The following is a 26,407-nucleotide window of genomic DNA, read 5'->3' as shown; positions in this document are numbered from 1 at the left end:
TCCTGCCGCGGCTCCCGGGAGCAACCCCCGCGAGCGCGGGGCCGAGGACATCTGCAGCCCGGCCTCCGGGTACACGCCCGAGCAACCCCCGCGAGCGCGGGGCCGAGCGGTGGGTTGAATCGCCGCGCCGCCAGCAGCGAGAGCAACCCCCGCGAGCGCGGGGCCGAGGCCCGGCTGACCATCTCCTGCCGCGGCTCCCGGGAGCAACCCCCGCGAGCGCGGGGCCGAGGACATCTGCAGCCCGGCCTCCGGGTACACGCCCGAGCAACCCCCGCGAGCGCGGGGCCGAGGAGGCGGTGGGCGGCGATGAGCGCGGCTTCGGCGAGCAACCCCCGCGAGCGCGGGGCCGAGCCGGCAGCCGCTACCTGAGGGTGGTGGTCGAACGAGCAACCCCCGCGAGCGCGGGGCCGAGTCCTTGCCGGTGGCCGCGCGGTGTTCGGCCGACGAGCAACCCCCGCGAGCGCGGGGCCGAGAGCAGCCCGCAGCCCCGGCCGCCGCTGTCCCGGGAGCAACCCCCGCGAGCGCGGGGCCGAGTTCACGATGTCCTCGACGTGGATCCCGGGCCGGGAGCAACCCCCGCGAGCGCGGGGCCGAGACGTTTCTCCGTCACGACAACCGCCCCGGTTGCGAGCAACCCCCGCGAGCGCGGGGCCGAGTGCCGGACTGCGAACTCACGGGCCATGTCGGTCGAGCAACCCCCGCGAGCGCGGGGCCGAGATCGGCTTCACCTTCACCAGCGGCGGCAGCCGGGAGCAACCCCCGCGAGCGCGGGGCCGAGCGACGAACCCCCGTGCTACGCCTGCAACGGCAGGAGCAACCCCCGCGAGCGCGGGGCCGAGATCACAACCCAGTTGGGCCTACGCTGGACACGTGAGCAACCCCCGCGAGCGCGGGGCCGAGTAGGCGTCGCGCTCGGCTCCGGCCGCCTGCTGGGAGCAACCCCCGCGAGCGCGGGGCCGAGCCCCCAGCATCACCGTCTCCGGCACCACGACCGGAGCAACCCCCGCGAGCGCGGGGCCGAGGAGGGACACGACGTCCTCCCCTCGGCCGTCCCGGAGCAACCCCCGCGAGCGCGGGGCCGAGACGTCGACACACGTCTGATGGAATCCACGTCAAGAGCAACCCCCGCGAGCGCGGGGCCGAGGCTTGATGAGCTGGTGTTTTGTGGGTTAGGGGGCAGTATTTTTGTTAGTTGAACTCGGTTGGGATGTGCGCATGGTCTGGGTGGCGGCCGGATTGTCAGTGGGGTCTTCTACGCTCCGGAGCGTAGCGGATCGGAGGCACAGGGAGTGGGTGGGCTTGTGAGTCGGTGGGGGCTCTCGGGGGAGGCGGCCGGGTGGTTAGGGGCGTTGTGGGGGAAGTCGGCGGGTAAGGCCGGGGGGACGGCGAACCTCCTGATCTCGCACATGTTGGACACGGCCGCGGTGGCCGAGGTGATGTGGGAGGAGTACTTGCCGCCGGTGACGCGTCGGAGGTTGGACGTGATCGCGGGTGGGCGGGGTCGGGGGCGGTTGTTGTTCGTTTGGCTTTGCGGTGTGCACGACTTGGGGAAGGCAACGCCGGCCTTCCAGTTCATGGACGCGGCCGGGGCTGCTGCGGTGCGGGCGGCGGGGTTGAGGTGGAACGAGTACACCCTCGCGGCTGGGAAGAAGTGGCGGCACGACCGGGCGGGTGGCCGGCTGCTGCGGAGGTTGCTTGCGGGGGCTGGCTGGTCGGAGGAGCAGACGGCTTGGGTGTGGCCGCTGGTGGCGGGGCATCACGGCACGATTCCGACGGTGGGGGATCTGGCTCCGCCGAAGAAGAACGAGGAGTTCCAGGGTCGAGGGGCTGCTTGGCAGGAGGCGCAAGCGGCTTTGCTCGAGGTCTTCAGCCGGGAGGTCGGTTTCGGCGGTGAGTGCCTGTTGGCCGAGGTGCAGCCGTGTGAGGTGCCGCCTCGGGCGGTGCAGTTGCAGCTCTCGGGGTTCGTGGTGATGGCGGACTGGATCGCCAGCAACGAGCAGCACTTCCACGGCGTCGCCGATCTCGCGCAGGTCTCGATGGAAGGCGCGCGCAGGCGGTCCCGGGCGGCGTGGTCGGCCTTGCAGTTGCGCGGTGGGTGGGGCCAACTTGAGTTTTCCGGGCCCGAGTTTTTCCAGGACAGGTTCGGTGACGGGCCCAGGTCGTCGCAGCAGATGGTGCTGGACGCGGTGTATCGGATGGGTGGGCCGGGGTTGGTGATCATCGAGGCGCCGATGGGGGAGGGAAAGACGAAGGCGGCACTCGCGGCGGCGGAGGTGCTCGCGGCCCGGAGCGGGGCGGACGGGGTGTTCCTGGGCATGCCGACCCAGGCGACGGCGGACCCGATGTTCACTCAAGTCCGTTCCTGGCTCGGGAAGATCGACGAACGACTCGCCGGCCAGGTGGCGCTGCTGCACGGCAAGCGGATCTTCAACAAGGAGTGGCGCGCCCTTCTCGACGGTGCTGACGGTTTCGGCGCGCAGGACTGTTACGGCTCGGTCGGCGAGGACGAGTACGGGATGACCTGGTCTTTCGGGGAGGACGAGTCCGAGCCGCAGCGGCGCGGCCCCTCCGAGTGGTTCCTCGGACGGCGGCGTGGTCTGCTCAGCCCGTTCGCGGTCGGCACCGTCGACCAGCTCCTCCAGGCCGCGACCCGGACGAAGCACGTGATGCTGCGGATGGCGGGCCTGGTGGGCAAGGTGGTGATCCTGGACGAGGTGCACGCCGCGGACGTCTACATGTCCCAGTTCCTGCTGGAGGGCCTGCGCTGGCTCGGCCAGGCGGGCGTGCCCGTGCTGCTCCTGTCGGCGACGCTCCCGCCCGGGCAGCGCCGCGACCTGGTGGCGGCGTACCTGGCCGGGGCGCAGTCGGCCGAGACCCTGCCGGAGATTGAACTCCCGCAGCCAGGCGGCTATCCGAACGTGACGACCGCGTGGGTTGGCGAGGACGGGCCACAGTTGCTGGTGGACAGCACAGACCCCTGGCGGGAGGACCTGAAAGTCAAGGTGCGTGTCCTCGACGAGCCGGTGGTCGATCAGAGGAGTGAGGACCCGTCAGGTCCGACCGCCGAGGCCGTGGCGGAGTTCCTGCAGGATCAACTCGTCGACGGCGGCTGCGCCTTGGTCATCCGCAATACCGTGGACCGGGCCCAACGCACCTTTGAGGCGCTGTGCGCGAAGTTCGGCGACCAGGAGGTGCACCTGCTGCACGGCCGGCTCCACGCCGGGCACCGCGCGGACCGCACCGCGGCAGTGCTGGAGGCGCTCGGCAGGCGGGACGACGGCCGGCCGCGACCTCAGCGAATGGTGGTCGTTGCCACGCAGCTCGCTGAGCAGTCCTTCGACGTCGACGCGGACCTGCTGGTCACAGATCTCGCGCCGATCGACCTGCTGCTGCAGCGCATCGGCCGCCTGCACCGCCACGACGGCAATCCACGACCGTCCAAGCTCACGCACCCGACGGTCGTCGTGACGGGGCTGCGCCGGGCAGGCGGCGGAGTCCCGTGGCTGCTCCGGGCTTCGGAGGGGATCTACGGTCGCTACCCGCTGCTCCGCACGGCGGCCGAGGTGATCGCGGCCGACGGCGGCGGATGGAGCATCCCGGGCCAGGTCCCGCAGCTGGTCGCCCGGGTCTACGGCACCGATCGGATCGTCCCGTCGGAGTGGGCCGAGGAGGAGTCGACGGCGCGGAAGCTCTGGAACGAGAATCGGTCCAAGCGCCGGGAGGCGGCCGCGCCGTACCTGCTCGTCCGGGCCGGCGAGCACGGGCAGCCGACCCTGGAAGGACTTCACTACGGGGGGCAGGGCGTACTGCGCGACGGGCAGATGGAGGCCCTGGTCAGGGACGGCGACCCCAGCGTGGAAGTGCTCTTGGTGCGCAGGGCCGGCGAGGGCTACCGGGCGATGACCGGCCGGGCGCTGGGTCCGAACGGCGAGACCGCGGCCGAGCTGCTGGACGACGTGCTCACCGGCACCGTCCGACTCCCGGCCAAGCTCACCGCAGCGGTCGAGCAGCACGCCCTCGGTCCGCTGCCGGGCTGGCGCGACCATCCGTGGCTTCGCTACGGCAGGGCACTGGAGTTGGACGAGCGGGACGAGGCGAGGCTCGGCGGTTGCAGGCTCCGGTACGACGACCGGCTCGGGCTGGTCGTGACCGGACGTCCGTAGCGAGTGCGGGGGTGGGCAAGGGAAACCCTGCCCACCCCCAACCCCGCGAGCGCGGGGCCTACTTGGCGTTGACCGGGGCGCGCAAACACGACCAGGGGCCATCCCCGCGACCAGTCCTGCGGGGCCAGCGGCAATTGAAGCATTTGCCGCACAAGGCGACGAGCGGAGTGCCAGGATGGCTTCAAAGCCCCGACTAAACATGACCAGTTGGGAGATTCACCCTTGCCCAAGTACAACCTGGTGGACGAACCGTGGTTGGCGCCGCGTCCGCTCGACGGCGGCCCGCCCGTCCACCTGGGAATCGCCGAAGCGCTGACGCGGGCAGACGAGTTCGACGGCCTGTCCGTCGATTTCGCCACGCAGCTCCCCGCGGTGCTGCGCCAGGTGCTCCTGCCGGTGCTCGTGGCCGCGCTGGGGGCGCCGGCAACGGCTGCGGCGCAGGGCGAGCGCCTGGCCCGGGGGGAGTTCAGCGCGCAGGAGAAGGAGCGCCTGCTCGCGTACCTGGCCGCGCACCGGGCCCGCTTCGAGCTGTTCGACGAGTCGGCGCCCTTCGCCCAGGTGGCCGGTCTGCGGACGGCGAAGGACGAGACGAAGGGGACGGCCGCCCTGGTGGCCACCGCGGCGAGCGGCAACAACGTCCCGCTGTTCGCCAGCCGCTCGGATGCCGACCCACTCGACCTGACGCCCGCGCAGGCCGCCCACTGGCTCCTGCACACCCACTGCTGGGACACCGCCGCGATCAAGACCGGCGTCGTCGGGGACGACCAGGCGAAGGCCGGCAAGACCACGGGAAACCCGACCGGGCCCCTCGGGCAGCTCGGCGTGATCGTCCCGATGGGGCGCACCCTGTACGAGACGCTGCAGCTCAACATCCCGGTCACCGCGGCCGCCAACCTCGGCAAGCCCCAGTGGGAGCGCCCCCCGGCCACACCGGCCTGGGAGCAGCGGCCGGCCGACGGCCTGCTCGACCTGTGGACCTGGCAGGCGCGACGCGTCCGCCTGATCCCCGAGCAGGACGAAGCGGGCGGGACGAAGGTGACTCGTGTCGTGATCAGCGCCGGCGACCGGCTCCCCGCCACCCCGGAGTGGGAGCCGCACACCGCCTGGACGTTCACCCCGCCGGCGAAGAAGGCATCGAGCCGTGCCCCTGAGCGCCGGCCGCGCCGCCACGCGCAGGGCAAGGCCGCCTGGCGCGGGCTGGAGGCGCTGCTCGCGCCCGTCCGGCAGAACGACGGGGGCGTCTTCGAGACCAGCGTGCTGCTCGACCAGATCGGCGCCCTGCAGGAGGACGGCAGGCTGGCCGCCGACTACCCGCTTCGGGTGGAGACCTTCGGCATGGTGTACGGCACGCAGTCCGCGGTGGTCGAGGACGTCGTCCACGACGCCATCCCCCTGCCGCTGCTCGCCCTCCACCAGGACGGTGAGACCCGGCTGTTCCTGCTGGACGTCGCCGAGCAGGCCGAGCAACTCGCCCGGGCCCTCAACAACCTCTCCGCCGACCTGCGCCGCGCGGTCGGGACCGACCCGATCCCGTGGGACAAGGGGCAGCGACCCGGTGAGCTGCTGCTGCACGTCCTCGACGGCCTGGTCCGCCGGGTGCTGGCCGGGGCCCGGGAAGCCGGTGGGGATGAAGACCGGCTGGAGCGCGGCCGGTTCGCCTGGGAGGAGGCGGCGGCCTGGCGGACCTGGGAGCACGCGGACGCCCTGCTCGCGGTGGCTCCCGCCAGTGCGTTCGCCGGCCGTACCGTCAGCCAGACGGGGAAGCCGGGCAAGACCCACACCTTCTCCCTCGGCACGGCGGCGGACAGCTTCAGCCGTGAGGCCGCCCGCATCCTCCCGCGCCACGCGCACACCGCCCGCACCGCCGTGCGGGACCGGGCCGGCGCGCCCGAAGACACTGTGAAAACCCCCTCCGGAGCCCGTGTTGACCACTGATCAGCCCACTGCCCGACGGCGGTACTGGGACGAGTACACCGCCCCCGACCACGGCTGGCGGATCGACGGCCCCTCCAAGCAACCGCGCCGTCCGCCCGGCGAGGAACTGGCCGCGCTGCGTTCCGGGCTCGGACGGCCGGTGATGGACAGCCCGAAGATGTGGCCGTACTACAGCACCGAGGTCGGCGACGTGCTGGCGCTGCGGGACCGGGTCTCCGACGAGCAGCAGGCCGAGCACGCCGCGCTCGCCCTCTACGGCCTGCACCAGCAGGGCCAGAGCCGACCGATGCACCGCAGCGGCGTCAAACTCGGCCGGGCGCTGCGCGAACTGCGCCGCGACGGCAAGTACAGCGAGAACGCGCTGGACGCCAGGGTCGCCCAACTGGCCGCCGCGACCAGCGTTCCCGCTCTCCTGGTCCACCTGCGCGGCCTGGTCACCCAACTGCGGACGGTCGGCCAACCCCTCGACTACGACCACCTGATGGCCGACATCCGCGCCTGGCACCAGTCCGAGCGCCGACCCCAGGTCCGGCTCAAGTGGGCGCTGGGCTACCGGGCGTGGCAGAGCAAGACCCCTGACGACGACGAGTGACCGCCGCCGACAACCGCACACCGTCCCGTCCGTTCCGATTCCAACCCCAGCCCCAGGAGAAGCGCGTGCCCTCCCGTCCCCGTCTCTACATCGACGTCCACATCCTGCAGACCGTCCCGCCGGCCAACCTCAACCGCGACGACAACGGCAGCCCCAAGGAGGCGTACTTCGGCGGCAAGCGCCGCTCCCGGGTCTCCTCCCAGGCCTGGAAGCGCGCCACCCGCCTGCACTTCGCGGAGCGCTACGAGCCGCAGGACCTCGGCACCCGCACCAAGCGCATCGCGGGCAAGCTCGCCGAGCGCCTCGCCGCCCGGGCCGGTGCCGCCCTGTCCGCCGAGGACGCGCAGCGCGTCGCCGGGGCGCTGCTGAAGCCGATGGGCATCGCGGCGGGCAAGAAGGCGGGCGACACCGCGTACCTGCTGTTCTACGGTCGCCGGCAGCTGGAGGGCATCGTCGACCTGGTCGCCGCCGACGCGGCAGAGCTGGCCGCCCTGGACGACCAGCAGCTGGAGGAGCGGGTGAAGAACCTGCCGGTGCGCGAGCAGCTCCAGCAGGGCCACCCGGTCGACGTCGCGCTGTTCGGCCGGATGGTCGCCGACATCCCCGGCCTCAACGTCGACGCTGCCACCCAGGTCGCGCACGCCCTCTCCACCCATGCCACCGAGCTCGAGTTCGACTACTACACGGCGGTGGACGACGAGACCGGCGACGAGGAGACCGGCGCCGGAATGATCGGCACCATCGGCTTCAACTCGGCCACCCTGTACCGCTACGCCACCGTCGGCCTGCACCAGCTGACCGACAACCTCGGCGAGGAGAAGACCGCCGTCGAGGCCGTCGACCTGTTCGTCGACTCCTTCGCCCGCTCCATGCCCACCGGCTACGGCAACTCCTTCGCCCACCGCACCCGGCCCAGCCTGGTCGCCGTCGTGGTCCGCACCGACCAGCCCGTCAACCTGGTCTCCGCGTACGAGAATGCCGTCCCGGCCGGCGACGGCATCCTCGCCGAGTCGGCCCGCCGCCTCGCCGCCGAGTACCGCACCGCCACCTCCCAGTGGGGCGACGAACCGCTGCACACCGCCATCTGCCACACCCTGGACGCCGCGAGCCCCGAAACGGCCGCGCTCGCCGAGGCGTTCGGCGCCAACCGCACCTTCGCCGAACTCCGCGAGGGCCTGCGCACCGCCCTCACCGAGCGGACGGCCACGCGCTGATGCCCGCCGACACCACCCCGCAGGGCGACCGGGCGGTCCTCCTGCTGCGGCTCGCCGGACCCCTCCAGTCCTGGGGCGACCGCAGTGCCTTCAACCGCCGCGACACCACCCCGCAGCCCACCAAGTCCGGCGTCGTCGGGCTGCTCGCCGCGGCCGCCGGGCGCCCGCGCGAAGCCGACCTCACCGACCTCGTCGGCCTGCGGCTCGGCGTCCGGGTCGACCAGCCCGGCACGCTCCTGCGCGACTACCACACCGTCAGCGACTACCGGGGCCTGCCGCTGCCCCAGGCCGGCGTCAACGCGAAGGGCGTCCAGAAGCCCACCTCGCCGAGCAAGCACACCCACGTGACGCACCGCTACTACCTCCAGGACGCGGTGTTCCTCGTCGCCGTCGAAGGGCCCGCCGAACTGGTCACCGCACTTGGCGAAGCCGTCACCCGCCCCGCCTTCCCGCTCGCCCTCGGCCGCCGCTCCTGCACGCCCACCCAGCCGCTGAGCCTTGGCGTTCGCCGCGGCACACCGCTGGAGACCGCCCTCGCGGAAGAGCCCTGGCAGGCCAACGAACCGACCAGGAAGGCGCACGAGCGGCAGGCGAAACGCGGCCAGGCCCCGCGCCGGACCGACCGCGTCGACCTGGCGGCCAGCTTCGACGACCCGCACGGCGACGACACCTGCCGGGACGTCCCGCTGAGCTTCGACCCGCGCCGGCGCGGCTTCGGCACCCGCAAGGTCCGGCACGCCTGGCTCAGCGTCCCCACCGGCCTCCGGGCCGCACTCCCCACCGAGCCGCCCGCCGACGGCGGCCACGACCCCTTCGCCCTGCTGGGCTGGTGACCCGACCCATGACCTACCTCTCCCGCGTCCGGATCAACCCGCTGCGCGCGGCCAGCCGCACCCTGCTCGCCAACCCGCGCGCCCTGCACGGCGCCGTCCAGGCCGGCGTCCCCGACCAGGCCCCCGGCGACCGGATCCTCTGGCGCCTCGACACCGACCAGCCGCGGCGGCCCCAGCTCCTGGTCCTCACCCCCGGCAAGCCCGACTGGACGCACCTCGTCGAACAGGCCGGCTGGCCCGACGCCGAAGGCGAACACTACGCGGTCCGCGACTACAGCCCCCTGCTCGCCCAACTCGCCCTCGGCCGCGAGTACGCCTTCCGCCTCACCGCCAGCCCCGTCCAGAACACCTCAAAGCCGACCGGCGGCAGCACCCACCGCACCAGGACCGCCGAGGAACTCCAGCACCGCTCCTACCGCCTCCCCCACCGCACCGCCGCACACCAGCTCGCCTGGTTCCTCGACCGCACCACCCGCTGGGGCTTCACCGTCCCCGAAGCCCGCACCGACACGCCCGCCCCCGGGCTGGGCACCCCGGACGGCGATGGGGAAGCGGCCCGCGAGGTCCGCATCACCGACCGCGACCGGCGCACCTTCACCAAGCCCGGCACCCGCACCCCCGTCACCCTCACCACCGCCACCTTCGAAGGACACCTGCGGATCAGCGACCCCGACCTCCTGAAGACCGCCCTCCTCGAAGGCATCGGCCCCTCCAAGGCCTACGGCTGCGGACTGCTCACCCTCGCCCCGCTCCCCGGCACCGGCACGGCCCGCTGACCGATGGCCGACATCTGGTGGAAAGCCCACCCCCACGACCTGCACCGCCTCTCCGACCGCGTCTCCAGCGTCTACGTCGAACGCAGCCACATCGACCGCGACGAGAACGCCGTCGTCGTCATCAACAAGCGCGAAACCGTCCGCATCCCGGCCGCCATGGTCGCCGTCGTCCTCCTCGGCCCCGGCACCCGGATCACCCACGGCGCGGTCAACCTGCTCGCCGACTCCGGCACCACCGTGTGCTGGGTCGGCGAGCAGGGCGTCCGCATGTACGCGGCCGGACTCGGCCCCAGCCGCGGGGCCGGCCTGCTGAACCGGCAGGCCTGGCTGGTCAGCCGCACCAAGGAACGCCTCGCCGTCGCCCGCGCCATGTACCGCATGCGCTTCCCCGGCGAGGACGTCGACACCGCCACCATGCAGCAACTGCGCGGCCGCGAAGGAGCGAGGATCCGCAAGCTCTACCAGGCACACGCACGTCGTACCGGCGTCCCCTGGAACGGACGCGTCTACCAACCGGGAGACGCCCACGCCGCCGGCGACGACCTCAACCGGCTCCTCTCCGCCGCCAACGCCGCGCTCTACGGCATCTGCCACGCCGTCATCACCGGCCTCGGCGCCAGCCCCGGCCTCGGCTTCGTCCACACCGGCCTCGCCACGTCCTTCGTCCTCGACATCGCCGACCTCTACAAAGCCGACTACACCATCCCCCTCGCCTTCGACCTCACCGCCCGCGGCCACACCGAAGAACGCGACGCCCGCCTCGGCCTGCGCGACCGCATCGCAGAAGACCGCCTCCTCGGCCGGATCGTCCGGGACGTCAAAGCCCTCCTCACCCCGGACGGCATCGACCTGGACGACCAGGACGTCAACCAGTTGTGGGACGAGAAGGTCGGCACGGTCCAAGGCGGCGTCAACTGGTCAGCGGAGAGCGCTGGTTCCGTCCTCCGCGCCATCGATCCCGGCATGGGGGACGAGAACGAACACCTGGCGATCATCGGCCCCGAATTCGACAACGACCCGAAGCAGCCCCCGCGATGACCGTCATCGTCCTGATCGCCGCCCCCGAAGGCCTACGCGGCCACCTCACCCGCTGGATGGTCGAAGTCCACGCCGGCGTCTTCGTCGGCAACCCCAGCCGCCGCATCCGCGACCGCCTCTGGGACCTCCTCGCCACCCGCATCGGCACCGGCCAAGCCATCCTCGTCGAACCCGCCACCAACGAACAAGGCTGGACCGTCCGCACCGCCGGCACGGACCGCTGGAAGCCCGTCGACTTCGACGGACTGATTCTCTCCGCCCGCCCGACCCGATAAAACCGCAGCCTCGGCCCCGCGCTCGCGGGGGTTGCTCCGGATCCGGGTCGCTGGCCGACCCGGTCGTCATCTCGGCCCCGCGCTCGCGGGGGTTGCTCCCGGGACCGCGAAGTCGTGCTCGCTCTAGTGGGCTCGGCCCCGCGCTCGCGGGGGTTGCTCCCTGCTCGCGGAGCTGCGGACCCGCGGCGTGATCTCGGCCCCGCGCTCGCGGGGGTTGCTCCGCCTACGCCGACGCCCAGCACACCCTCGCCGACTCGGCCCCGCGCTCGCGGGGGTTGCTCCTCACCCCCACCGAACTCCTCGCCACCGACGCCCTCGGCCCCGCGCTCGCGGGGGTTGCTCTCCAGCCGTGGGTGCCGCAGCAGTTCCACAGCACTCGGCCCCGCGCTCGCGGGGGTTGCTCCCTCGGCGAGGCTGCCGACCTGATCGACACCAGCTCGGCCCCGCGCTCGCGGGGGTTGCTCCAGGTTGACCCTGTAGGTCAGGACGCAGTGCTGCTCGGCCCCGCGCTCGCGGGGGTTGCTCGCGGCGAACGCGGCGCGCACCGCGTCCAGGTCGCTCGGCCCCGCGCTCGCGGGGGTTGCTCTCGGCGTCGCGCCGTCTTCCCCCGGGTTGTCGGCTCGGCCCCGCGCTCGCGGGGGTTGCTCCGGACATCTGGGGCGACGACGGGCGGGCGTGGTCTCGGCCCCGCGCTCGCGGGGGTTGCTCCGCGCCCTCGTCGTCGGTCAGGCCGTCGACGGCCTCGGCCCCGCGCTCGCGGGGGTTGCTCCCCCGCACATGTGTTGCATGGCGATGCTGGCTTGAGCTTGCCCCGCTTTGACAGACACCGTTGGTGTGGTGGTCAGGCCGCGAGGGCGGCCTCGTATTCGGCGGGACTGCGGTAGCCGAGGCTGCTGTGCAGCCTGCGTATGTTGTACCAACCCTCGATCCATTCGAAGATCGCGGTCCGTGCTGCGGCCCTGCTGGGCCAAGGCCGGTCGCCGGGCAACTCCCGCTTCAGCGTGGCGAGGAACGACTCGGCGAGCGCGTTGTCCCAGCACTGGCCGGTGCGGCCGACCGACAGTCGAATACCGAACTCGCTTGCCATGATAGCGAATTCACGGCTGGTGTACTGACAGCCGCGATCCGAGTGGAAGAGCGCTGTTCCGCTCGGGCGGCGGGTTTGGCAGGCGGTCCGTAGCGCGTCGGCGACCAGTTCGGCCCGCAGGTGGTCCGCGGCGGCCCAGCCGACCACGCGACGGGAGGCGATGTCGATGACGGTGGCCAGGTAGAGCCGGCCCTCGCCGGTGGGTATGTAGGTGATGTCGCCGCACCAGCGCGCATCGAGCCCCGCCCGGTCGGGCGTGAAGTCGCGCAGGACCAGGTCCGGCCGCCCGGCGGCCTGCAGGTCGGGGATCGTGGTGCGGTGGCGGCGCTTGCGATGCCGGCCCTCCAGCCCGGCCTGGCGCATCAGACGGGCGATGCGGCGGCGACCACACCGGTCCCCGTCGCGCCGGAGAGCGGCATGGATCCGTGGCGCCCCGCAGCTGTCGCGGGAAGCGGAGTGGACCTCGGTGATCTTCTCGGCGAGTTCGGCGTCGCGGACGGCGCGGGGGCCGGGGTCGGCGGTGCGGCGGGCGTAGAAGGCGGCTCGGGAGACCTTCAGCAGCTCACACGCCCGTTTGACGTTGTGGCCGCCCCGCTTCTCCGCCTCGATGAACGGGTGCAACGTCACCGGGTCTCCTTCGCGAAGAAAGCCGTGGCACGGCGGAGGATGTCCACGTCCTCGCGCAGTCGGCGGTTTTCCCGCCGCAGCCTGGCCAGTTCCTCGCGCTCGTCGCTGGTCAGGCCGTCCCGCTCGCCGGCATCGACCTCGCCCTGCCTGATCCAGTCCCGCACCGCGGTCTCGGTCAGGTCGAAGTCCTTGGCGACCTGACCGACCGAGCGGTCACCGCGACGGCACAGCTCGACGATCTCGGCCTTGAACTCCGGCGCGAACGCGCGACGAGGGCGTGGCTTCTTCTTCCCCATGCTCTCCATGATGGACATCATCCTTCTCGGGGCCGAAGCCCCTGATCAGAGGTGTCCGTCAAACCGAATCAAGCCCAGCTACTCGGCCCCGCGCTCGCGGGGGGTTGCTCCACCTGGCAGCCGTGGACGGACCTCGACCCGGCCTTGGCCTTGCGCTCGTAGGAGTTGCTCCCAGAAGCGGAGGTGCGACTGTGTGGGCCGTTGCGGGGGTTGCCCCGGTTCCATCGATTCGTACGTAGAGTGCCGCCAGGAGGGTGTTCAGCTCTTCGGTCGTCACAACCCGAACGCTGGACACCCTCCCCGCACGTTTGAAGCGGAAGCGGCAAACTCAATCGACTTCGGAACTACTCGTCTGGCACCGTCCGCATCTCATCGACGGCTGCCTGGTCAGAACCGGGCCGATCCATACCTCACCACGACCATCAGCAGAGCGAATTCCAGCTGAGCAAGCACATGGATTGCAGCTCAGCTGGATCAGCAGATCGCTCGGCGATGCTGGTGCTCGCGTTCGAAACTTGCGGAGAAGCGATGACCGCTTCACCTGCGACGCGTTGAACGAGTCCCGGTCGGATTCGGACGCAGCCAGCCATTAGGCTTGTAAGTGATGGTACTTAGGGCGATCAAGATGATGATCACAATCACCAATCCCGTAATCTGCTCAGGAGTGATGGTCGCCGGTTGTCCCTTGAGTGCACAGGTGGCAGAAGTCGTGGCCAGTGCAACCAGGTTCTTGTTCTGGCGCAGCTGACGTGCGACAATCCTGAGGATGCTGCCATGCGTTCGGGCATCGCGGATCGGGAGACGCATATGTCCTCCTGGTTTTAGGTGGGCGCCCCATTCAATGCTTGCGAGGCATGGGGCGCCCTTCTTTCATGCTTCGTGAGGGTCACAGTAGCGCACTGTCACCGCCTCGATCTACCTGATGGACCGCCAAGAGTGTTGGCAGACAGTTGAGTTCTAGACGCCCAGGCCGTGGCTACTTTGTTCTGCACTTGAGGTGTCGTCTTGGTCCCATGACTGATGGAGCTACCCCGCGAGCGCGGGGCCGATGCACAGCCGTGGGCTACTTTGGAGCCATTCCCGCAGGCGCGGGACCGGGTTCTGCCGTAGCAGTATCCCTTGGGTGGGCGCTGCAAGTATCCAAGGGGTGGCTGCCATACTCAACTTCCTGTCGGTCAGGGGCGGAGGGGTGCGGTGCAGGCTCGACGTGTTGTCGGCTTCATCGCGATGTGCAGGGCGGGATGCCGGTGCGAGACGTCGCCTCGGTGGAGACAAAGGCGGCGACCGGTCAGCAGTAGGGCCTGCACGGCAGTTGTCCTCCTGCCACGGGAACATCGTTCGACAAGCCAGAGTCCGATGTTTTCGGCCGACAGGCGTAGGCCGCCTGCCGAAGCTCATCTGCTCTCCTCGAGTTGGTGCGGAGCCCGGTGAGCCGTCAGGCGTGTTGCGCTGTCATCGTGAGTTCGGCGATCCCGGTGACGAACGTCATCCCGGGCCCCAGCTGAGTTCCGTGCGCAGTTGTTTGGAGCCGGTGGTCATGCGGCAGACACTGCCGAACCGGTACTCGCCCGTCACGGTCGGCGCCGGCTAAGGGCCGGTACCCGGTGGCGGTGTCCTCCCAGCGCTCGCGGGGGTCAGCTGTACTTTTTCAAGGCAGCCTCGGCGGTGTCGATGTCCTCCCCGCGTGTGGGGATCGTTCGGGCAGAACAGCGTTGGGTTGTCACCGGGGTCGAACGGTGGTGTGACATCGGTTGCGGTCCGTAGAATGACAGCCTGTTCGATGAGCCGAGGGCTACAGCCAGCGCTTCGGCCTCGTCCACGTCGACCTCGACACCCAAGTACGCACCCCGAAGGCCTCGTTCGCCTGGGAACGGGACTTCGTCCTTGGCGTCCTCGGCCAGAGCGCCGAACTCCCGCCCGCCCTCGTCGGACAGGTCGCCGATGTCCTGCTTGGCCTCGACCTGCTGCTCGAACGCGCCTACGGCTGGCCCGAAGCCGTCACCCCCGCTCTGACCGTCGCGGAAGCCGCCCGGCAGGCCAGCCCGCCCGCGTCCGAGGCGGCCGCCCGCTACATGCTCGGCGGCGCGCTCTGGCAGGTCGGCAGGTACGCCGAAGTCCCTGAGCACATCGACCGAGCCGTCGAGTCGTGCCACGACGCCGGCGCCACCCTGCGGCTCGCCGAGGTCCTCGCGGTGCGGACCATCGGCGACGGCGCCCGCAACGGCTTCACCGACGAGTCCGTCACCGCCCTGCACGGCGTCCTCGCCATGTAGCGCCGCTCCGGCGACCGCTCCGGTGAGGCCAACACCCTCGGCAACCTCACCTCGGTGTGCGCCCGGATGGGCCGCCTCGACGAGGCGGTCACCCACGGCGCCGGCGCACTCGCCCTCTGCCGGGCCCTCGCCACCGCCATTGGCGGCGTCGACCCGACCGGTCCGATGAGCTGCCCGCACGCCGAGATCCAGGCCCTGACCGGCCGCCTGCTCGCCCAGGACGCGGCCGACCCGGCCGGACTCGCCGAACCACGCCTGACGATGTACGGCCTGTACGCCGTCCTGGGGCTGCACACCCTGCAGGAGGAGGAGAGCCACCTCTCCCCGGCCGACACCGCCCCCCGACCACCTGACCGCCCCCCCGGCGGGCCCGGCGGCCCCGCTGTCGGTGGCGGCGCGCGGCAGTCTCCTGGGAAAGGCAGCGGGCCGTCGAGAATCGACCTCGGCGAGCAGTGTCCGAACGCCCTGGGTGTGGTCGAGGGTGTCTTCGGCATCTTTGGTGCGATGCTCGATCCCGCTCGTCTCCTGCCCCCGCAGGGCTCCAGGCCGTCCCCCGCCCCGACCGTCGCACTGGCCGCCGTCGGTACCGCCCCAGCTCGCGAATCCGGACTGGCGGACTGTCAGGTGAGGTCAGCAAAGGTCAGCATCGGTCTGAGCACACCGTGCTCCACTTGCCCGCATCGAGGAATCGAAGCTCCTGCGGCTGCTCGCTGCCGGTCACGCGGCGAAGCCGTCGGCATGGTGCCGGGCTAGTGGGCCGTTGCGGCGGCAGCAGCCGTTCAGGAGCCCGTTTGCGCAGGTGGAAGGCATGATGGGTGGGCCGTCGGCGCGGTCCTGGTGATCCTCCGAATCGCTTCGCGAGCCTTGCTCTGAGTCGCTATGCTCCCGATACCGGATCGGTCGACGTAGAACCGCCAGGTACACGGCCGCCGAACCGAGGCCCAGGGCCCGGGCGTACTGCTCGGCGAAGCGCGGCGCGTCCCGCGGGTCGAGGGTGCGGCCGGCGGTCAGGAACTGCTCCAGCAGCTGCTCGCCGAGGTTCAGCGGGGGAGCCGTGCTCTCGTGCTCGGACATCGCTCAGTCCGATCCCCGGGGCCGGGCGCGGGCCGCCCCGGCAGGCTGTTCCGTCCGTTCCGTCCGCCTGAATCCGCCGGACGGCGGTGCAGGGCTGGGGAGGGGGAAGGCGGGGGCGTCCAGCCGGAGCTCGCGTTCGAGCTCGTCGATGCGGGCCGCCACCGCCGCCGGGTCGGGCCGCGCCGCGACGCCGGTCCGGCCGCGGTCCAGGGCCACCGCCCCGAACAGGCCGTGCAGCGCCAGCAGGGGCAGCGCCACCGGCCACAGCGCGCCCGCGCACAGCGCGAACGCCTCGGTCTGCTGCCGCTCCTGCCGCTCGAACCTGCGCACCAGCCCCCCGTCGGCGGCATCGGTGGCAGTGCGCGCGCCGCCCGCCCGCAGGAAGCGCTCCCGCTCCTGCCGGAAGACCGCCCGGGCCGTCACCAGCCCGCCGAGCAGGTAGCCCGCCATGACTCCCAGACACAGCACCAGCACCGCTGACCGCCTCCTCGACCGTCCAGAGCCTCCGGACACGTCGCACGTATGCCCGACAATCCGGCCCCGCAACGGCGGGCCGCCGAAATCGATCAGGGCGCCGTACGGCCACGGCCCGTCAGCGCTCGGACGGGTCGTCCGCGCCGTGCGGGCGGGTGCCCCGCTCCGGTTCCCGGTCGTCCGGCGTGCGCCAGGAGTCGGCCCGCCCCGCGGCGGGACCCGGCCCGGCCGGCGGCCGGCGCCGGTTCCACCGGCGGCTGCCCCAGACGAACGCCCCGATCAGCAGGACGGCGACGATCAGCGCCGGAACGATCACCACCAAGAGGGGCGGACCGCTCGACTCCGCCGCCAGCACCACCGCGTCGACCGTCATGGCCTGCTCCTTCCGCTCCGGCGGACCCGCCCGCGCGGGTCCGCGACGCCCGGCGCCTACCCAGCGGTCCGCGAGGGATACCCGGTACGGGCAGATATGGGCGAGTTGTTCCCGGCGGCCCCGGCCCCGGCCCACTCGGCCCTCCCGCTGTCCACCTGTGCACCGACGGGCGCGGGGCGCCGGGTGTCGGCGGCGGCCCGGCCGGGTAGGCGCCGTCGCGCACACCGGAGGGGCGGGGCGAGGAAGGAGCGGGACACGTCATGACCGGCACCGACCTGCGGGCCGGCGGCCGCACCGTCCGGATCGAGCGCGCCGACAAGGTGCTGTTCCCGGCGGACGGCGGCACCGGCGCCCTCACCAAGGCCGACCTCGCCGCGCACTACCGCCGGGTCGCCCGGCGGATCCTGCCGCGGCTGCGCGGCCGCCCGCTGATGCTGGAGCGCTACCCCGACGGCATCGACGGACCCCGGCTGGTGCAGAAGGACACCCCCGGTACTTCCCGGAGTGGATCCGCCGCAGCGAACTGCCCAAGGCGGGCGGCACCGTCGCCTACCCCGTCTGCGACGACCTGGCCACCCTGCTCTACCTCGCCGGCCAAGCCTGCGTCACCCCGCACCGCTGGCTCGCCCGGGCCGACCGGCCCGACCACCCCGACCTGCTGGTGATCGACCTCGACCCGGCCGGCGACGACTTCGAACCGGTCCGCCGGGCCGCCGCCGCGACCCGCGGACTGCTCGACGAACTCGGCCTCCCCGCCGACCTGATGACCACCGGTTCGCGCGGCCTGCACGTCCTCGTCCGGCTCGACCGCCGCGCGGACTTCGACGAGGTCCGGGCCTTCGCCCGGGACGCCGCCGCCGTGCTCGCCCGCCGCCACCCCGCCCTGCTCACCACCGAGGCCCGCAAGGCGGCCCGCCGCGGCCGGCTCTACCTCGACGTCCAGCGCAACGCCTACGGCCAGAACGCCGTCACCCCCTACGCCGTCCGCGCCCTCCCCGGCGCCCCGGTCGCCACCCCGCTGGCCTGGGACGAACTGGACGACCCCGCCCTCACCGCCCGCCGCTGGACCATCGCCACCCTCCCGGAACGCCTCGCCGCCCCGGACCCCTGGCAGCCAGCCCGCCGCGCCCGCTCGCTGGGCCCGGCCCGGCGGCGGCTGGAACGGCTGGAACGGCTGGGCTGAACTCCGGCCCCGGCTCGACGCGCTGACCGCCGACCGCGCGCGCAGGACCGCCGCGTACGAGCGGCGGCCGGACGGCCTCGCGGACGTCCCGGACTTCCTCCGGGCGATGCCGGACCCCGCCGGGGTGGCGCCGGACGAGCCGTAGCGGTCCGTAGCGGCGCAGCCGGTCAGGCGCCGGTCAGGGCGGGCTCCGGCGCGGGGGACGGGCGGAGCAGGCCCGCGCGGGACAGGCGGTGGACGGCGGCGGCGCCCGCCAGGCCGGTCGCGCCGAGGGCCAGCCAGGGCAGCAGCAGGGCGTCGTGCCGGGCGCCGTAGTCCCACAGGGCGCCGACGGCCAGGTTGCCGGCGGTGATGCCGAGGCCGGAGACGGTGTTGTACAGGCCGTAGTGGGTGGCGACCAGGCGGCCGCCGGAGAGCGCCACCACGGTGTCCATCTCGAACGGGTAGACCACCGCGCCCGCCGCCGCCAGCACCGCCACCGCGAGGCCGAGCGCCGCCAGCCGGGCCGCCGTCCCCGCCCACGGGAACGCCAGCAGCGGCAGGAACGCCGCCCCCATCGCGGCCAGCCCGCGCACCAGCGCCCCGGACGGCGTCCAGACCCGCTTCGCCCAGGCGGTCAGCCGCAGTTGCCCGGTCACCGCGACGGCCGCCGAGACGGTGAACAGGCCGCTGGTGGCCGCCGCGCCCGCCCCGCCGTTCCCGCCGTTCCGGTCGAGGGCGAGGCCGGCGGCGAGCGGGAGGGCCAGGTAGACCTGGAAGGTCAGCACGTACGAGCCGATCATCGCACCGGAGAAGAGCAGGAACGGCCGGTTCGCCACCACCGTCCGCCACTGCCCGAGCACCCCCGCCCGCGCCGGCTCCGGCCGCTCCCGGCGCGGCGGCAGAGCCCGCCACTGCAGGGCGGTGAGCGCGGCGAAGACCGCCGCCGCGGCGGTGCACACGGCGGTGAAGTCGGCCGCCAGCAGGGCGAGTCCGACCAGCGGGCCGAGCAGCATGCCCGCCTGGTAGTACACGTGGAACGCGGCGAACGCGTCCACCCGCCGCTCGCCCGCCTCCGCCGCCAGGTAGGCCCGCACCGCCGGGTTGAACAGCGCCCCCGCGAAGCCGGTCGCCGCCGACGCGGCGAGCAGCGCGGGCAGCGAGTCGACCCAGCCAAGCAGCGCGAAGCCCGCCGTGCGCAGCAGGCAGCCCGCGATGATCGGCGCGCGGTAGCCGAAACGGTCCGCCAGCGTGCCGCCGACCAGGAACATGCCCTGCTGCGAGAGGTTGCGCACGCCCAGCACCAGCCCGACCGTCCAGGCCGCCAGGCCGAGGTCGCCGGCCAGGTGCGCGGCCAGGTAGGGCATCAGCATGTAGAACGCCAGGTTGATGGCGAACTGGTTGGCCATCAGCAGCCGGGCGGTCGGGCCGAACGAGCGGGTCTGCCGCCACAGCGCCCTCATCGGGCAGCCTCGGTCTCGGCCCCGGCCCCGGCCCCGGAACCAGCCTCGGTCTCGGTCTCGGTCAGGGGACGGCGGGCGAGCGGGTCGAGGACGGTGCGGCAGCGCGTCCAGCGGGTCACGACGCGCTCGCCGGGGTGGGCGATCTCGTCGGGCCGCTCGGGCGGGCGGTGGCCCAGCAGGCCGTGCGCCTGGCACCACGGGTCGTCGAAGACGGTGCCGACGTAGCGCTGCGGGCCGTCCGGGAAGACCGCCGCGATCCGGTCCTCCGGCGAGCCGGTCGCGGCCAGCCAGCGGGCCACCAGGGCGACCGCGCCGACGCTCCACCCCCCGCTGGCGTAGCGGGAGACGGCCAGCGCGCGGGCCGCCCAGACCGCCTCCGGCGCGGCCACCCAGTGCACCTCGTCGAACAGCCCGTACGCGACGTTGCGCGGATGGATGCTGCTCCCCAGGCCGCGCATCAGCCGGGGCAGCGCCGGCTGCCCGAAGATCGTCGAGCCGGTGGTGTCGACCCCGACCACCCGCAGCTCCGGGAAGCGGCCGCGCAGCACCCCGGCGATCCCCGCCGAGTGGCCGCCGGTGCCGACACTCACCACCAGCGTGTCGATCCGGCCCAGTTGGGCGACCAGTTCGAGGGCCAGCGGCCGGTACGCGGCGACGTTGTCCGGGTTGTTGTACTGGTCCGGGCACCACGCGCCCGGGTGCGCGGCCAGCAGTTCGCGGACCTTCGCGCGCCGCGCCTGCTGCCAGCCGCCGACCGGGTGCGGCGCGTCCACCACGACGGTCTCGGCGCCGTGCGCCGCCAGCAGCCCCGTCACCAGCGGCTCGATCCCCGGATCGGTCACCACCGTCACCGGATGCCCGTACACCACCCCCGCGAGCGCCAGCCCGAGCCCCAGCGTCCCCGAGGTCGACTCCACGATCCGCGCCCCCGCCCGCAGTTCACCCCGCTCCCGGGCGGCCCGCACCATGTGCAGGGCGGGCCGGTCCTTGATCCCGCCCGGGTTCCGCCCCTCCAACTTGGCCCAGAACCCCCGTCCTGGCGCGGTGAACGGCTCGCCCACCCAGAGCACCGGCGTGTCACCGACCAGCCCGGCGGGCGTACGGGCGGAACGGGCGTAACGGGCGTCGGGGGCCGCCGACGGGGCCGGGGGATCGGCGGGGTGGGGGCCGGGAAGGGTGTGCTGCGGCATGACAGGGGTCTCCTGCGGCCCGCACCGGAACGAGGACACGGCGGCGGGCCGTTGCTGGACGGCGGGTGACGGACGGTCGGTCGGGACGCGGCGGAGCCGGTCCGGACCGGTCAGGTCCGCCAGGTGCCGAGCGCGGCTCGGCCCCGACCGCCCCCCGCGCCCGCGCCCGCGCCGCTGTCCGCCCCCGCCGCCGGGGAGCGCCGGGGCGCGCCGGACGGCGGCCGGGCGGCGGACGCGGGGAGGGCGGCGGCGCCGTCGAGTTCGGCGGGCGCGGTGAGCGGGGACGCCTGCCAGCGGTCCGTCACCGGCTGGTCGGTGTCCGCGCAGGCGGCCCGGTGGCCGGTGTGCCGGCCGGTGCCGTCCTCGACCGCCGTCGGTGCGCAGTGCGCGGCGGCGGCCGGGAGGGTGTCGGCGGCGGTCGCGCCGCCGGTGAGCGGGCCGTGCGCGCAGACCAGGGCGTGCAGCAGCGCGGCGAGCAGGACGGCCAGCACGTACCCGAGCCTCCGCTCGCTCCGCGCACCGCACCGTCCCGTCATGTCGCCGAACGTACCCGACCGGACACGTGAGGTGTGCGTCAGGCGCCGTGCGAATCCGGGCCGGACGACGGGCCGGCCGAGGGGTCGGTGGGGCCGTCCCGGCTGGACGCCCGGCGGGGCGGGGGAATCGAACGGGGCGTCCCCGGGCGCGGGTCGCCCCGGGCGCGGCGCCACCCGGACGGGGTACCCGCCGCCCGTCCGGCGGGGTTCCGGCGTGCGAGGACCGAACGAACTGACGAAGCGTCAAGTTCCTTGCGGATCGGTGTTGTTCGTCAAATCATGAATCCGGCAAGCCGCTCCTGCGACGCCCTCGCGCACGTAAGCTGAAACGGCACGGCGATCGGGCCGGGCGGGGACCGGGGGAGACGGGGATGACCGGGCGCGGGGCGGCGTGGGGCGGGCGGTTCGCCGTGCTGCTGGCCGTCGCGCTCGCCGCCGTGCTCGCCGTGCTGACCGCCGGCCCGCCGGCCCAGGCCCGGATGCCCAGGCCGCCGGCCGCCTCCGTCGCGGAGGAGCACGTCGAGTGCGGGCACCAGCACGAGGCGCAGGTCCCGACCGGCCGGGCGGCCGGACGGCACCGGGCCAACGGCGGCCCGCCCGCCCGTACCGGGGCCCGGCCCGACGAGGACGCCGCGACCGGCGTCCCGCGCGCACCGCTGCCCGCCGGGCCGGTCCCGGCCGCCGGCGGGTCCAGACCGGCCGCGCTGGCGCGCATCCAGGTCTTCCGCTGCTGAGCGGGTCCGCGAGCCGACCGTGACGAGACGAGTCGAGGGGCGTTCCGCCCCCCGGCCGGTTCCGCCTGCCCTGACGGCGGGTCGGCTCGCTCCGCTGCCCTGACCGCGGCCCCCGTCCGGCCCTCGACGCCGGACGGGCGGAGAAGGAGAAGACACCGATGCGCTCACCCTTGCCCTGCCACACCCCTGCCCCGTCGGGCCTTTCGAGCCGGGAGGACCGGTCGCTGTGAACACCGAGAAGAGGAGCGAGAAGAGCGGGACCCCCGGAACGAACGGGGTGAACGGCGCCGGCGCCGCCCTGCTGCGCCGGGCGTTCGTCCACTGGCGGCACGACCTGCCCGCGTCGCTGGTGGTGTTCCTGGTGGCCGTCCCGCTGTGCGTGGGCGTCGCGGTCGCCTCCGGGGTGCCCGCCGAGCGCGGTCTGGTCACCGGGATCGTCGGCGGCCTGGTGGTCGGCCTGCTGCCCGGCAGCAGCCTCCAGGTCAGCGGACCGGCGGCGGGCCTGACCGTCCTGGTGTTCGACGCCGTGCAGCGCTTCGGGCTGGAGTCGCTCGGGGTGCTGGTGCTGGCCGCCGGGCTGCTCCAGGTCGCGATGGGCCTGCTGCGGACCGGCCGCTGGTTCCGGGCGATCTCGCTGTCCGTCGTGCACGGCATGCTGGCGGGCATCGGCCTGATCCTGATCCTCGGCCAGCTGTACGCCGTCTCCGGGCGGACCGCGCCCGGCAGCGGTGGCGGGAAGATCGCCGGGCTGCCGGGGCTGCTCGGCGACTGGTTCACCGGCCGGGCCGCGACCACCGCGCTGCTGATGGGCGCCGCGACCGTCGTCCTGCTGACGCTCTGGAAGAAGCTGCCCGGCCCGGTGCGCGCCGTGCCCGCGCCGCTGGCCGCCGTCGCGCTGGCCGCCGCGGCCACCGCCGTCTTCGGGCTGGACGTGCCCCGGGTGAGGGTCGACGGCCTGCTGGACGCCGTCGCGCTGCCCACCCGGGACGGCCTGGCCGCCGTCACCGGCCTCGCCGGACTCGGCACCGTCCTCGCGTTCGCGCTGATCGCCTCCGCGGAGAGCCTGTTCAGCGCGGCCGCCGTCGACCGGATGCACCACGGCCCGCGCACCGACTACGACCGCGAACTCACCGCCCAGGGCATCGGCAACACCCTCAGCGGCCTGCTCGGCGCGCTCCCGCTGACCGCCGTCATCGTCCGCAGCGCCGCCAACGTCCAGGCCGGGGCCCGCAGCAAGACCGCGCGCGTCCTGCACGGGCTGTGGCTGCTGCTGTTCGCGGCCCTGCTGCCCGCCGTCCTCGGGCTGATCCCGCTGGCCGTGCTCGGCGGCGTCCTGGTGCACGCCGGGGCGAAACTCATCCCCGTCGCCCCGACCGTCACGCTGTGGCGCGGCCACCGCGGCGAACTCGCCGTGATGGCCGTCACCACCGCCGCGATCGTCTTCACCACCCTCTTCGAGGGCGTGCTGGTCGGCGTCGCGCTCGCCGTCGCCAAGAGCGCCTGGCAGACCTCCCAGCTGCACATCGACCTCACCGACACCGGCCCCGGCGGCCCGCTGCGGATCAGCCTCAGCGGCAACGCCACCTTCCTCCGGCTGCCCAGGCTGCTGGACACCCTCGAAGCCCTCCCGGCCGGCCGCGCCGTCGAACTCGACTGGACCGGCCTGCGCCACCTCGACCACGCCTGCCACACCGCCCTGCACACCTGGGCCGCCCGCCACTCCGCCCACGACCCCACCACCGTCAGCTGGGAGCCGCCGCTCAGCGTCACCTGACCGGCGCCCCGCACCCCACCAGGGGTCAGAACCGGCGCCAGCGCGCCGAGAGGAAGGAGAACACGCCGTACAGCACCAGCCCGGCGGCCACCACGGCCAGCAGCCAGGGGCCCGCCGGGCTGGTCGCGAGCGCGCGCAGGGTGTCGTCCATGCCCTTGGCCCGGCCGGGGTCGAAGCGGACGGCCGCGACCGCGGCGAACGCCCCGGCGGCGGCGTAGAGGACGCCGCGCGCCAGGTTGCCGGACACGCCCGTGCCGGTCACCGCGGTACGGGTCCGCGGCCGCATCCCGGAGGTGTCCAGCTTGCGCAGGAAGCGCCGCTGGAGCGCCCGGACGCCGATCGCCACGCCGACGCCCGCCAGGGCCAGCCCGGCCGCGCCGACCAGCCAGCGGCCGCCGGGCCAGCCCAGCACGGTGGCGGTCCAGTCCCGGGAGGCGGCGTCGCTGTCGGAGCCGCCGCCCGACCCGGCCGCGTACGCGGCCGTTCCCCAGGCGACCGAGGCGTAGAACACCGCCCGGCCGGCCGACAGCACCCGCGAACCGGTCTTCCGCTCCCCGGCTTCGCCGAACACCGCCGTCCAGGCCCGCCAGAGCGCCATCCCGAGGAAACCGGCGGCCAGCACCCACAGCAGCACCGCGCCGAACGGCCGCAGCGCGACCTGGTGCAGCGCACCCTGCCGGTCGGCGTCCTCCCCGCCCGTGCCGAACGCGATCCGCAGCGCCAGCACCCCGACCAGGGCGTACACCACGCCCCGGGCCACGAACCCGGACCGCCCCGCGGCCCGCACCGCCCGGGCCGACGTCCCGCCGCCCGGGCCCGTTCCCGTCGCCGTTCCCGTTGCCGTCACGACCTGTTCCTCCCTCTCCGCCGCTGCCCGCGCCCCGCCTCAGTCGAGGGCGCGGCCACGGGTGACCAGGTTGCCGACGACGACGTACACGACGGCCGGGAGGCCGTAGTCGAGCAGGATCTGCGCCGTCCGGTTGGAGACCGTGAACAGGCCCCGGGACCAGCCGGCCAGCCAGTCGGCGGCGGTGTGGAACCAGTGCACCAGCGAGTTGTCCGGGTTGGCCTCGAAGAGGTCCAGCAGGATCCAGATGACCAGGATGGCGGCGATCGCGTGCGCCACCACCGATATGACCGAGGTTGTCCGTCTCATGGGCTCCGCCTTGCCGCATCCGGTTTTCCCAAACCCCCTGCCGCCCAACGGAGTTCGACTAAAAGGCGAAGATCAGAGGAAGTGCCGGATCGGGGCGGTGGCCGCCTCCAGGGCGCGCAGGCCGAGGCCGCGGCGGCTCCAGCGGGCCGGTACGACGGCCTCGCTGCGCGCCAGGTCCTCGTCGAAGTGCCGGTCCAGCACGGCGGTGAACTCCGGGTCGACCACGGCCAGCACCACCTCCTCGTCGTGGTCCAGCGAACGGCGGTTGAAGTTGGCCGAGCCGACCAGGGCGGCCGTCCCGTCGACGGTCAGCACCTTGGCGTGCATCATCGTCGGCCCGTACCGCCACACCCGGACCCCGGCCTCGGCCAGCCGCCCGAAGTGGCGCTCGCCCGCGAGCTGGCAGACCCGCTTGTCGGTGTGCTCGCCCGGCACCAGCAGGTCGACGGCCACGCCGCGCCGGCCGGCCGCGCACAGCAGGTCCACGAAGTAGTCGTCGGGCGCGAAGTAGGCCGTGGCCAGCCGCAACCGCCGCTCGGCGGAGGAGATCACCACCCGCATCAGGGTCTGCAGGTCCTGCCAGCCGACGGCGGCCGAGCCCCGCACCACCTGGACCACCGAGTCGCCGGGCTGCTCGTGCTCCTCGAACCGGTCCGCCGCGTCGTACAGCGCGCCGGGGGCGCACTCGGCCCAGTTCTGCGCGAAGGCGGCCGCGATGCCGTCCACCGCCGGGCCGACCACCCGGACGTGGGTGTCGCGCCACTCGCCCGGGTTCCGGGCGTCGCCGCACCACTCCTCCGCGATCCCCACCCCGCCGGTGAACGCCGTCCGGCCGTCCACCACCAGCACCTTGCGGTGGCAGCGGTGGTTCTGCTTGAACGGCGACAGCCGTACCGGCCGGCGGAACCAGCAGATCCGCACCCCCGCCGACTCCATCAGCTCCAGCAGGTCCGGCTCGATCAGCCGGCAGCCGAACCCGTCCAGCAGCAGCCGCACCCGCAGGCCCTCCGCGGCCTTGCGGGCCAGCGCCTGGGCGAAGAGCCGGGCGATGTCGCCGCGCCAGTAGACGAACGTCATCAGGTCGACGGTCCGCCGCGCCCCGTCGACCGCCTCCAGCATGGCGGGGAAGATCTCGTCGCCGTTGCGCAGCGGCGTCAGCAGGTTCCCCTCGGTGGCGGCGATGCCCAGCAGCCCCTCCAGCCGGCGGCGCAGCGCCCGGCCGCGGTCGGCCGGCAGCGGGTCGGGGGCGGGTACGGGGGCGGGTACGGGGGCGGTCTCCGTGGTGGTCATGGGTTCCTCCGATCGGAACGGGCGGCCGTGGCGGCCGCTCGGCTACCCGCTGGGCCGGAATCGACGCCTGCC

Annotated in this window: 22 protein-coding genes, 2 pseudogenes and 2 CRISPR repeat arrays (1 of these 26 cut by a window edge); of the genes and pseudogenes, 12 read left to right on the top strand and 12 right to left on the bottom strand. The window is 73.5% G+C overall.

Going from position 1 to position 26,407, the window contains the following annotated elements; translation table 11 throughout:
- Positions 1 to 1,144: direct repeats of the CRISPR family, unit length 28 nt; unit sequence GAGCAACCCCCGCGAGCGCGGGGCCGAG (it extends 1,202 nt beyond the left edge of the window).
- Between the two features lie 145 nt (positions 1,145 to 1,289).
- The 8 genes from cas3 (at position 1,290) to cas2e (ending at position 10,826) form a co-directional block, all read left to right on the top strand.
- The gene (cas3, locus tag KSE_RS02620) at positions 1,290 to 4,163 is read left to right on the top strand and encodes a CRISPR-associated helicase Cas3' (RefSeq protein WP_331457808.1); all 2,874 of its coding nucleotides are present in this window, start codon (positions 1,290 to 1,292) and stop codon (positions 4,161 to 4,163) included.
- 222 nt (positions 4,164 to 4,385) lie between these two features.
- A complete protein-coding gene (gene casA / locus KSE_RS02615; RefSeq protein WP_014133712.1) occupies positions 4,386 to 6,098 on the top strand; it encodes a type I-E CRISPR-associated protein Cse1/CasA in 1,713 nt (570 codons plus the stop codon).
- A complete protein-coding gene (gene casB / locus KSE_RS02610; protein ID WP_014133711.1) occupies positions 6,088 to 6,690 on the top strand; it encodes a type I-E CRISPR-associated protein Cse2/CasB in 603 nt (200 codons plus the stop codon). The genes casA and casB overlap by 11 nt, the downstream gene beginning before the upstream one ends.
- A gap of 65 nt (positions 6,691 to 6,755) precedes the next feature.
- A complete protein-coding gene (cas7e, locus tag KSE_RS02605; RefSeq protein ID WP_014133710.1) occupies positions 6,756 to 7,904 on the top strand; it encodes a type I-E CRISPR-associated protein Cas7/Cse4/CasC in 1,149 nt (382 codons plus the stop codon).
- Positions 7,904 to 8,737, top strand: coding sequence for a type I-E CRISPR-associated protein Cas5/CasD (gene cas5e, locus KSE_RS02600; RefSeq protein ID WP_014133709.1), 834 nt, complete (start codon positions 7,904 to 7,906; stop codon positions 8,735 to 8,737). Before cas7e ends, cas5e begins: the two co-directional genes overlap by 1 nt.
- A gap of 8 nt (positions 8,738 to 8,745) precedes the next feature.
- The gene (cas6e, locus tag KSE_RS02595) at positions 8,746 to 9,513 is read left to right on the top strand and encodes a type I-E CRISPR-associated protein Cas6/Cse3/CasE (protein WP_014133708.1); all 768 of its coding nucleotides are present in this window, start codon (positions 8,746 to 8,748) and stop codon (positions 9,511 to 9,513) included.
- Between the two features lie 3 nt (positions 9,514 to 9,516).
- Positions 9,517 to 10,551, top strand: a complete 1,035-nt coding sequence (gene cas1e / locus KSE_RS02590; RefSeq protein WP_014133707.1) for a type I-E CRISPR-associated endonuclease Cas1e — start codon at positions 9,517 to 9,519, stop codon at positions 10,549 to 10,551.
- Complete coding sequence (cas2e, locus tag KSE_RS02585) at positions 10,548 to 10,826, top strand: type I-E CRISPR-associated endoribonuclease Cas2e (protein ID WP_014133706.1); 279 nt, start codon at positions 10,548 to 10,550, stop codon at positions 10,824 to 10,826. Before cas1e ends, cas2e begins: the two co-directional genes overlap by 4 nt.
- Positions 10,827 to 10,835: 9 nt before the next feature.
- Positions 10,836 to 11,595: a CRISPR direct-repeat array (repeat unit 28 nt; unit sequence CTCGGCCCCGCGCTCGCGGGGGTTGCTC).
- 72 nt (positions 11,596 to 11,667) lie between these two features.
- Here cas2e and KSE_RS02580 read toward each other — a convergent pair.
- From KSE_RS02580 to KSE_RS41925, 3 genes are all read right to left on the bottom strand, one after another.
- Positions 11,668 to 12,540 carry an IS3 family transposase gene (locus KSE_RS02580; protein ID WP_014133705.1) on the bottom strand — a complete coding sequence of 291 codons (873 nt, stop codon included), beginning with the start codon at positions 12,538 to 12,540 and terminating at the stop codon, positions 11,668 to 11,670.
- Entirely contained in the window at positions 12,537 to 12,836 is a 300-nt protein-coding gene (locus KSE_RS02575) for a transposase (RefSeq protein ID WP_157850088.1), read from the bottom strand. Before KSE_RS02575 ends, KSE_RS02580 begins: the two co-directional genes overlap by 4 nt.
- Positions 12,837 to 13,373: 537 nt before the next feature.
- Positions 13,374 to 13,643, bottom strand: coding sequence for a hypothetical protein (locus KSE_RS41925; protein ID WP_148283049.1), 270 nt, complete (start codon positions 13,641 to 13,643; stop codon positions 13,374 to 13,376).
- A 1,022-nt stretch (positions 13,644 to 14,665) separates the two neighbouring features.
- Between KSE_RS41925 and KSE_RS46185 the strand changes: the two are divergent.
- Positions 14,666 to 15,109, top strand: a pseudogene (locus KSE_RS46185) (hypothetical protein); the annotation flags it as partial.
- 717 nt (positions 15,110 to 15,826) lie between these two features.
- On the opposite strand, the gene KSE_RS02560 reads toward KSE_RS46185, so the two are convergent.
- The 3 genes from KSE_RS02560 to KSE_RS02550 all read right to left on the bottom strand — a co-directional run bounded on the left by KSE_RS02560 (position 15,827) and on the right by KSE_RS02550 (position 17,030).
- The gene (locus KSE_RS02560) at positions 15,827 to 16,183 is read right to left on the bottom strand and encodes a hypothetical protein (protein WP_014133701.1); all 357 of its coding nucleotides are present in this window, start codon (positions 16,181 to 16,183) and stop codon (positions 15,827 to 15,829) included.
- 3 nt (positions 16,184 to 16,186) lie between these two features.
- Positions 16,187 to 16,657, bottom strand: a complete 471-nt coding sequence (locus KSE_RS02555) for a hypothetical protein (protein WP_014133700.1) — start codon at positions 16,655 to 16,657, stop codon at positions 16,187 to 16,189.
- 118 nt (positions 16,658 to 16,775) lie between these two features.
- Positions 16,776 to 17,030, bottom strand: coding sequence for a DUF6479 family protein (locus KSE_RS02550; RefSeq protein ID WP_014133699.1), 255 nt, complete (start codon positions 17,028 to 17,030; stop codon positions 16,776 to 16,778).
- A gap of 260 nt (positions 17,031 to 17,290) precedes the next feature.
- On the opposite strand from KSE_RS02550, the pseudogene KSE_RS02545 reads away from it, so the two are divergent.
- Positions 17,291 to 18,213 (top strand): annotated as a pseudogene (locus KSE_RS02545) (DNA polymerase domain-containing protein).
- Positions 18,214 to 18,380: 167 nt separating this feature from the next.
- Here KSE_RS02545 and KSE_RS02540 read toward each other — a convergent pair.
- The 3 genes from KSE_RS02540 to KSE_RS02530 form a co-directional block, all read right to left on the bottom strand.
- Entirely contained in the window at positions 18,381 to 19,655 is a 1,275-nt protein-coding gene (locus tag KSE_RS02540; protein ID WP_014133696.1) for an MFS transporter, read from the bottom strand.
- Positions 19,652 to 20,845: a PLP-dependent cysteine synthase family protein gene (locus KSE_RS02535; protein WP_014133695.1), complete on the bottom strand. Its 1,194-nt coding sequence runs from the start codon at positions 20,843 to 20,845 to the stop codon at positions 19,652 to 19,654. The genes KSE_RS02540 and KSE_RS02535 overlap by 4 nt, the downstream gene beginning before the upstream one ends.
- Positions 20,846 to 20,955: 110 nt before the next feature.
- Entirely contained in the window at positions 20,956 to 21,381 is a 426-nt protein-coding gene (locus tag KSE_RS02530; protein WP_148283048.1) for a hypothetical protein, read from the bottom strand.
- 371 nt (positions 21,382 to 21,752) lie between these two features.
- Here KSE_RS02530 and KSE_RS02525 point away from each other — a divergent pair, with 371 nt between their 5' ends.
- Positions 21,753 to 22,115: a hypothetical protein gene (locus KSE_RS02525; RefSeq protein WP_014133693.1), complete on the top strand. Its 363-nt coding sequence runs from the start codon at positions 21,753 to 21,755 to the stop codon at positions 22,113 to 22,115.
- A 226-nt stretch (positions 22,116 to 22,341) separates the two neighbouring features.
- On the top strand, positions 22,342 to 23,889 hold the full coding sequence (locus KSE_RS02520; RefSeq protein WP_014133692.1) for a SulP family inorganic anion transporter: 1,548 nt from the start codon (positions 22,342 to 22,344) through the stop codon (positions 23,887 to 23,889).
- A gap of 25 nt (positions 23,890 to 23,914) precedes the next feature.
- On the opposite strand, the gene KSE_RS02515 is transcribed toward KSE_RS02520, so the two are convergent.
- The 3 genes from KSE_RS02515 to KSE_RS02505 all read right to left on the bottom strand — a co-directional run bounded on the left by KSE_RS02515 (position 23,915) and on the right by KSE_RS02505 (position 26,335).
- Positions 23,915 to 24,736: a DUF1206 domain-containing protein gene (locus tag KSE_RS02515; RefSeq protein ID WP_014133691.1), complete on the bottom strand. Its 822-nt coding sequence runs from the start codon at positions 24,734 to 24,736 to the stop codon at positions 23,915 to 23,917.
- A 39-nt stretch (positions 24,737 to 24,775) separates the two neighbouring features.
- The gene (locus tag KSE_RS02510) at positions 24,776 to 25,045 is read right to left on the bottom strand and encodes a hypothetical protein (RefSeq protein ID WP_014133690.1); all 270 of its coding nucleotides are present in this window, start codon (positions 25,043 to 25,045) and stop codon (positions 24,776 to 24,778) included.
- 72 nt (positions 25,046 to 25,117) lie between these two features.
- A complete protein-coding gene (locus KSE_RS02505; protein ID WP_014133689.1) occupies positions 25,118 to 26,335 on the bottom strand; it encodes a phospholipase D-like domain-containing protein in 1,218 nt (405 codons plus the stop codon).
- Positions 26,336 to 26,407: the final 72 nt, after the last annotated feature.

This window comes from Kitasatospora setae KM-6054, from assembly GCF_000269985.1.
GTDB classification, from domain to species: domain Bacteria; phylum Actinomycetota; class Actinomycetes; order Streptomycetales; family Streptomycetaceae; genus Kitasatospora; species Kitasatospora setae.
The sequence above is the reverse complement of the archived record's forward strand: the minus strand, read 5'-3'. Positions and strand labels throughout refer to the sequence as shown.

Bases quoted from the DNA above. Each gene is read 5' to 3' on its own strand.
- KSE_RS02530 (WP_148283048.1), bottom strand. From the start codon at position 21,381: ATGACGGGACGGTGCGGTGCGCGGAGCGAGCGGAGGCTCGGGTACGTG.
- KSE_RS02540 (WP_014133696.1), bottom strand. From the start codon at position 19,655: ATGAGGGCGCTGTGGCGGCAGACCCGCTCGTTCGGCCCGACCGCCCGG.
- KSE_RS02560 (WP_014133701.1), bottom strand. From the start codon at position 16,183: ATGTCCGAGCACGAGAGCACGGCTCCCCCGCTGAACCTCGGCGAGCAG.
- KSE_RS02505 (WP_014133689.1), bottom strand. From the start codon at position 26,335: ATGACCACCACGGAGACCGCCCCCGTACCCGCCCCCGTACCCGCCCCC.
- cas5e (WP_014133709.1), top strand. From the start codon at position 7,904: ATGCCCGCCGACACCACCCCGCAGGGCGACCGGGCGGTCCTCCTGCTG.
- KSE_RS41925 (WP_148283049.1), bottom strand. From the start codon at position 13,643: ATGCGTCTCCCGATCCGCGATGCCCGAACGCATGGCAGCATCCTCAGG.
- KSE_RS02510 (WP_014133690.1), bottom strand. From the start codon at position 25,045: ATGAGACGGACAACCTCGGTCATATCGGTGGTGGCGCACGCGATCGCC.
- KSE_RS02575 (WP_157850088.1), bottom strand. From the start codon at position 12,836: ATGGGGAAGAAGAAGCCACGCCCTCGTCGCGCGTTCGCGCCGGAGTTC.
- KSE_RS02550 (WP_014133699.1), bottom strand. From the start codon at position 17,030: ATGACGGTCGACGCGGTGGTGCTGGCGGCGGAGTCGAGCGGTCCGCCC.
- KSE_RS02535 (WP_014133695.1), bottom strand. From the start codon at position 20,845: ATGCCGCAGCACACCCTTCCCGGCCCCCACCCCGCCGATCCCCCGGCC.
- cas2e (WP_014133706.1), top strand. From the start codon at position 10,548: ATGACCGTCATCGTCCTGATCGCCGCCCCCGAAGGCCTACGCGGCCAC.
- cas1e (WP_014133707.1), top strand. From the start codon at position 9,517: ATGGCCGACATCTGGTGGAAAGCCCACCCCCACGACCTGCACCGCCTC.
- cas6e (WP_014133708.1), top strand. From the start codon at position 8,746: ATGACCTACCTCTCCCGCGTCCGGATCAACCCGCTGCGCGCGGCCAGC.
- KSE_RS02525 (WP_014133693.1), top strand. From the start codon at position 21,753: ATGACCGGGCGCGGGGCGGCGTGGGGCGGGCGGTTCGCCGTGCTGCTG.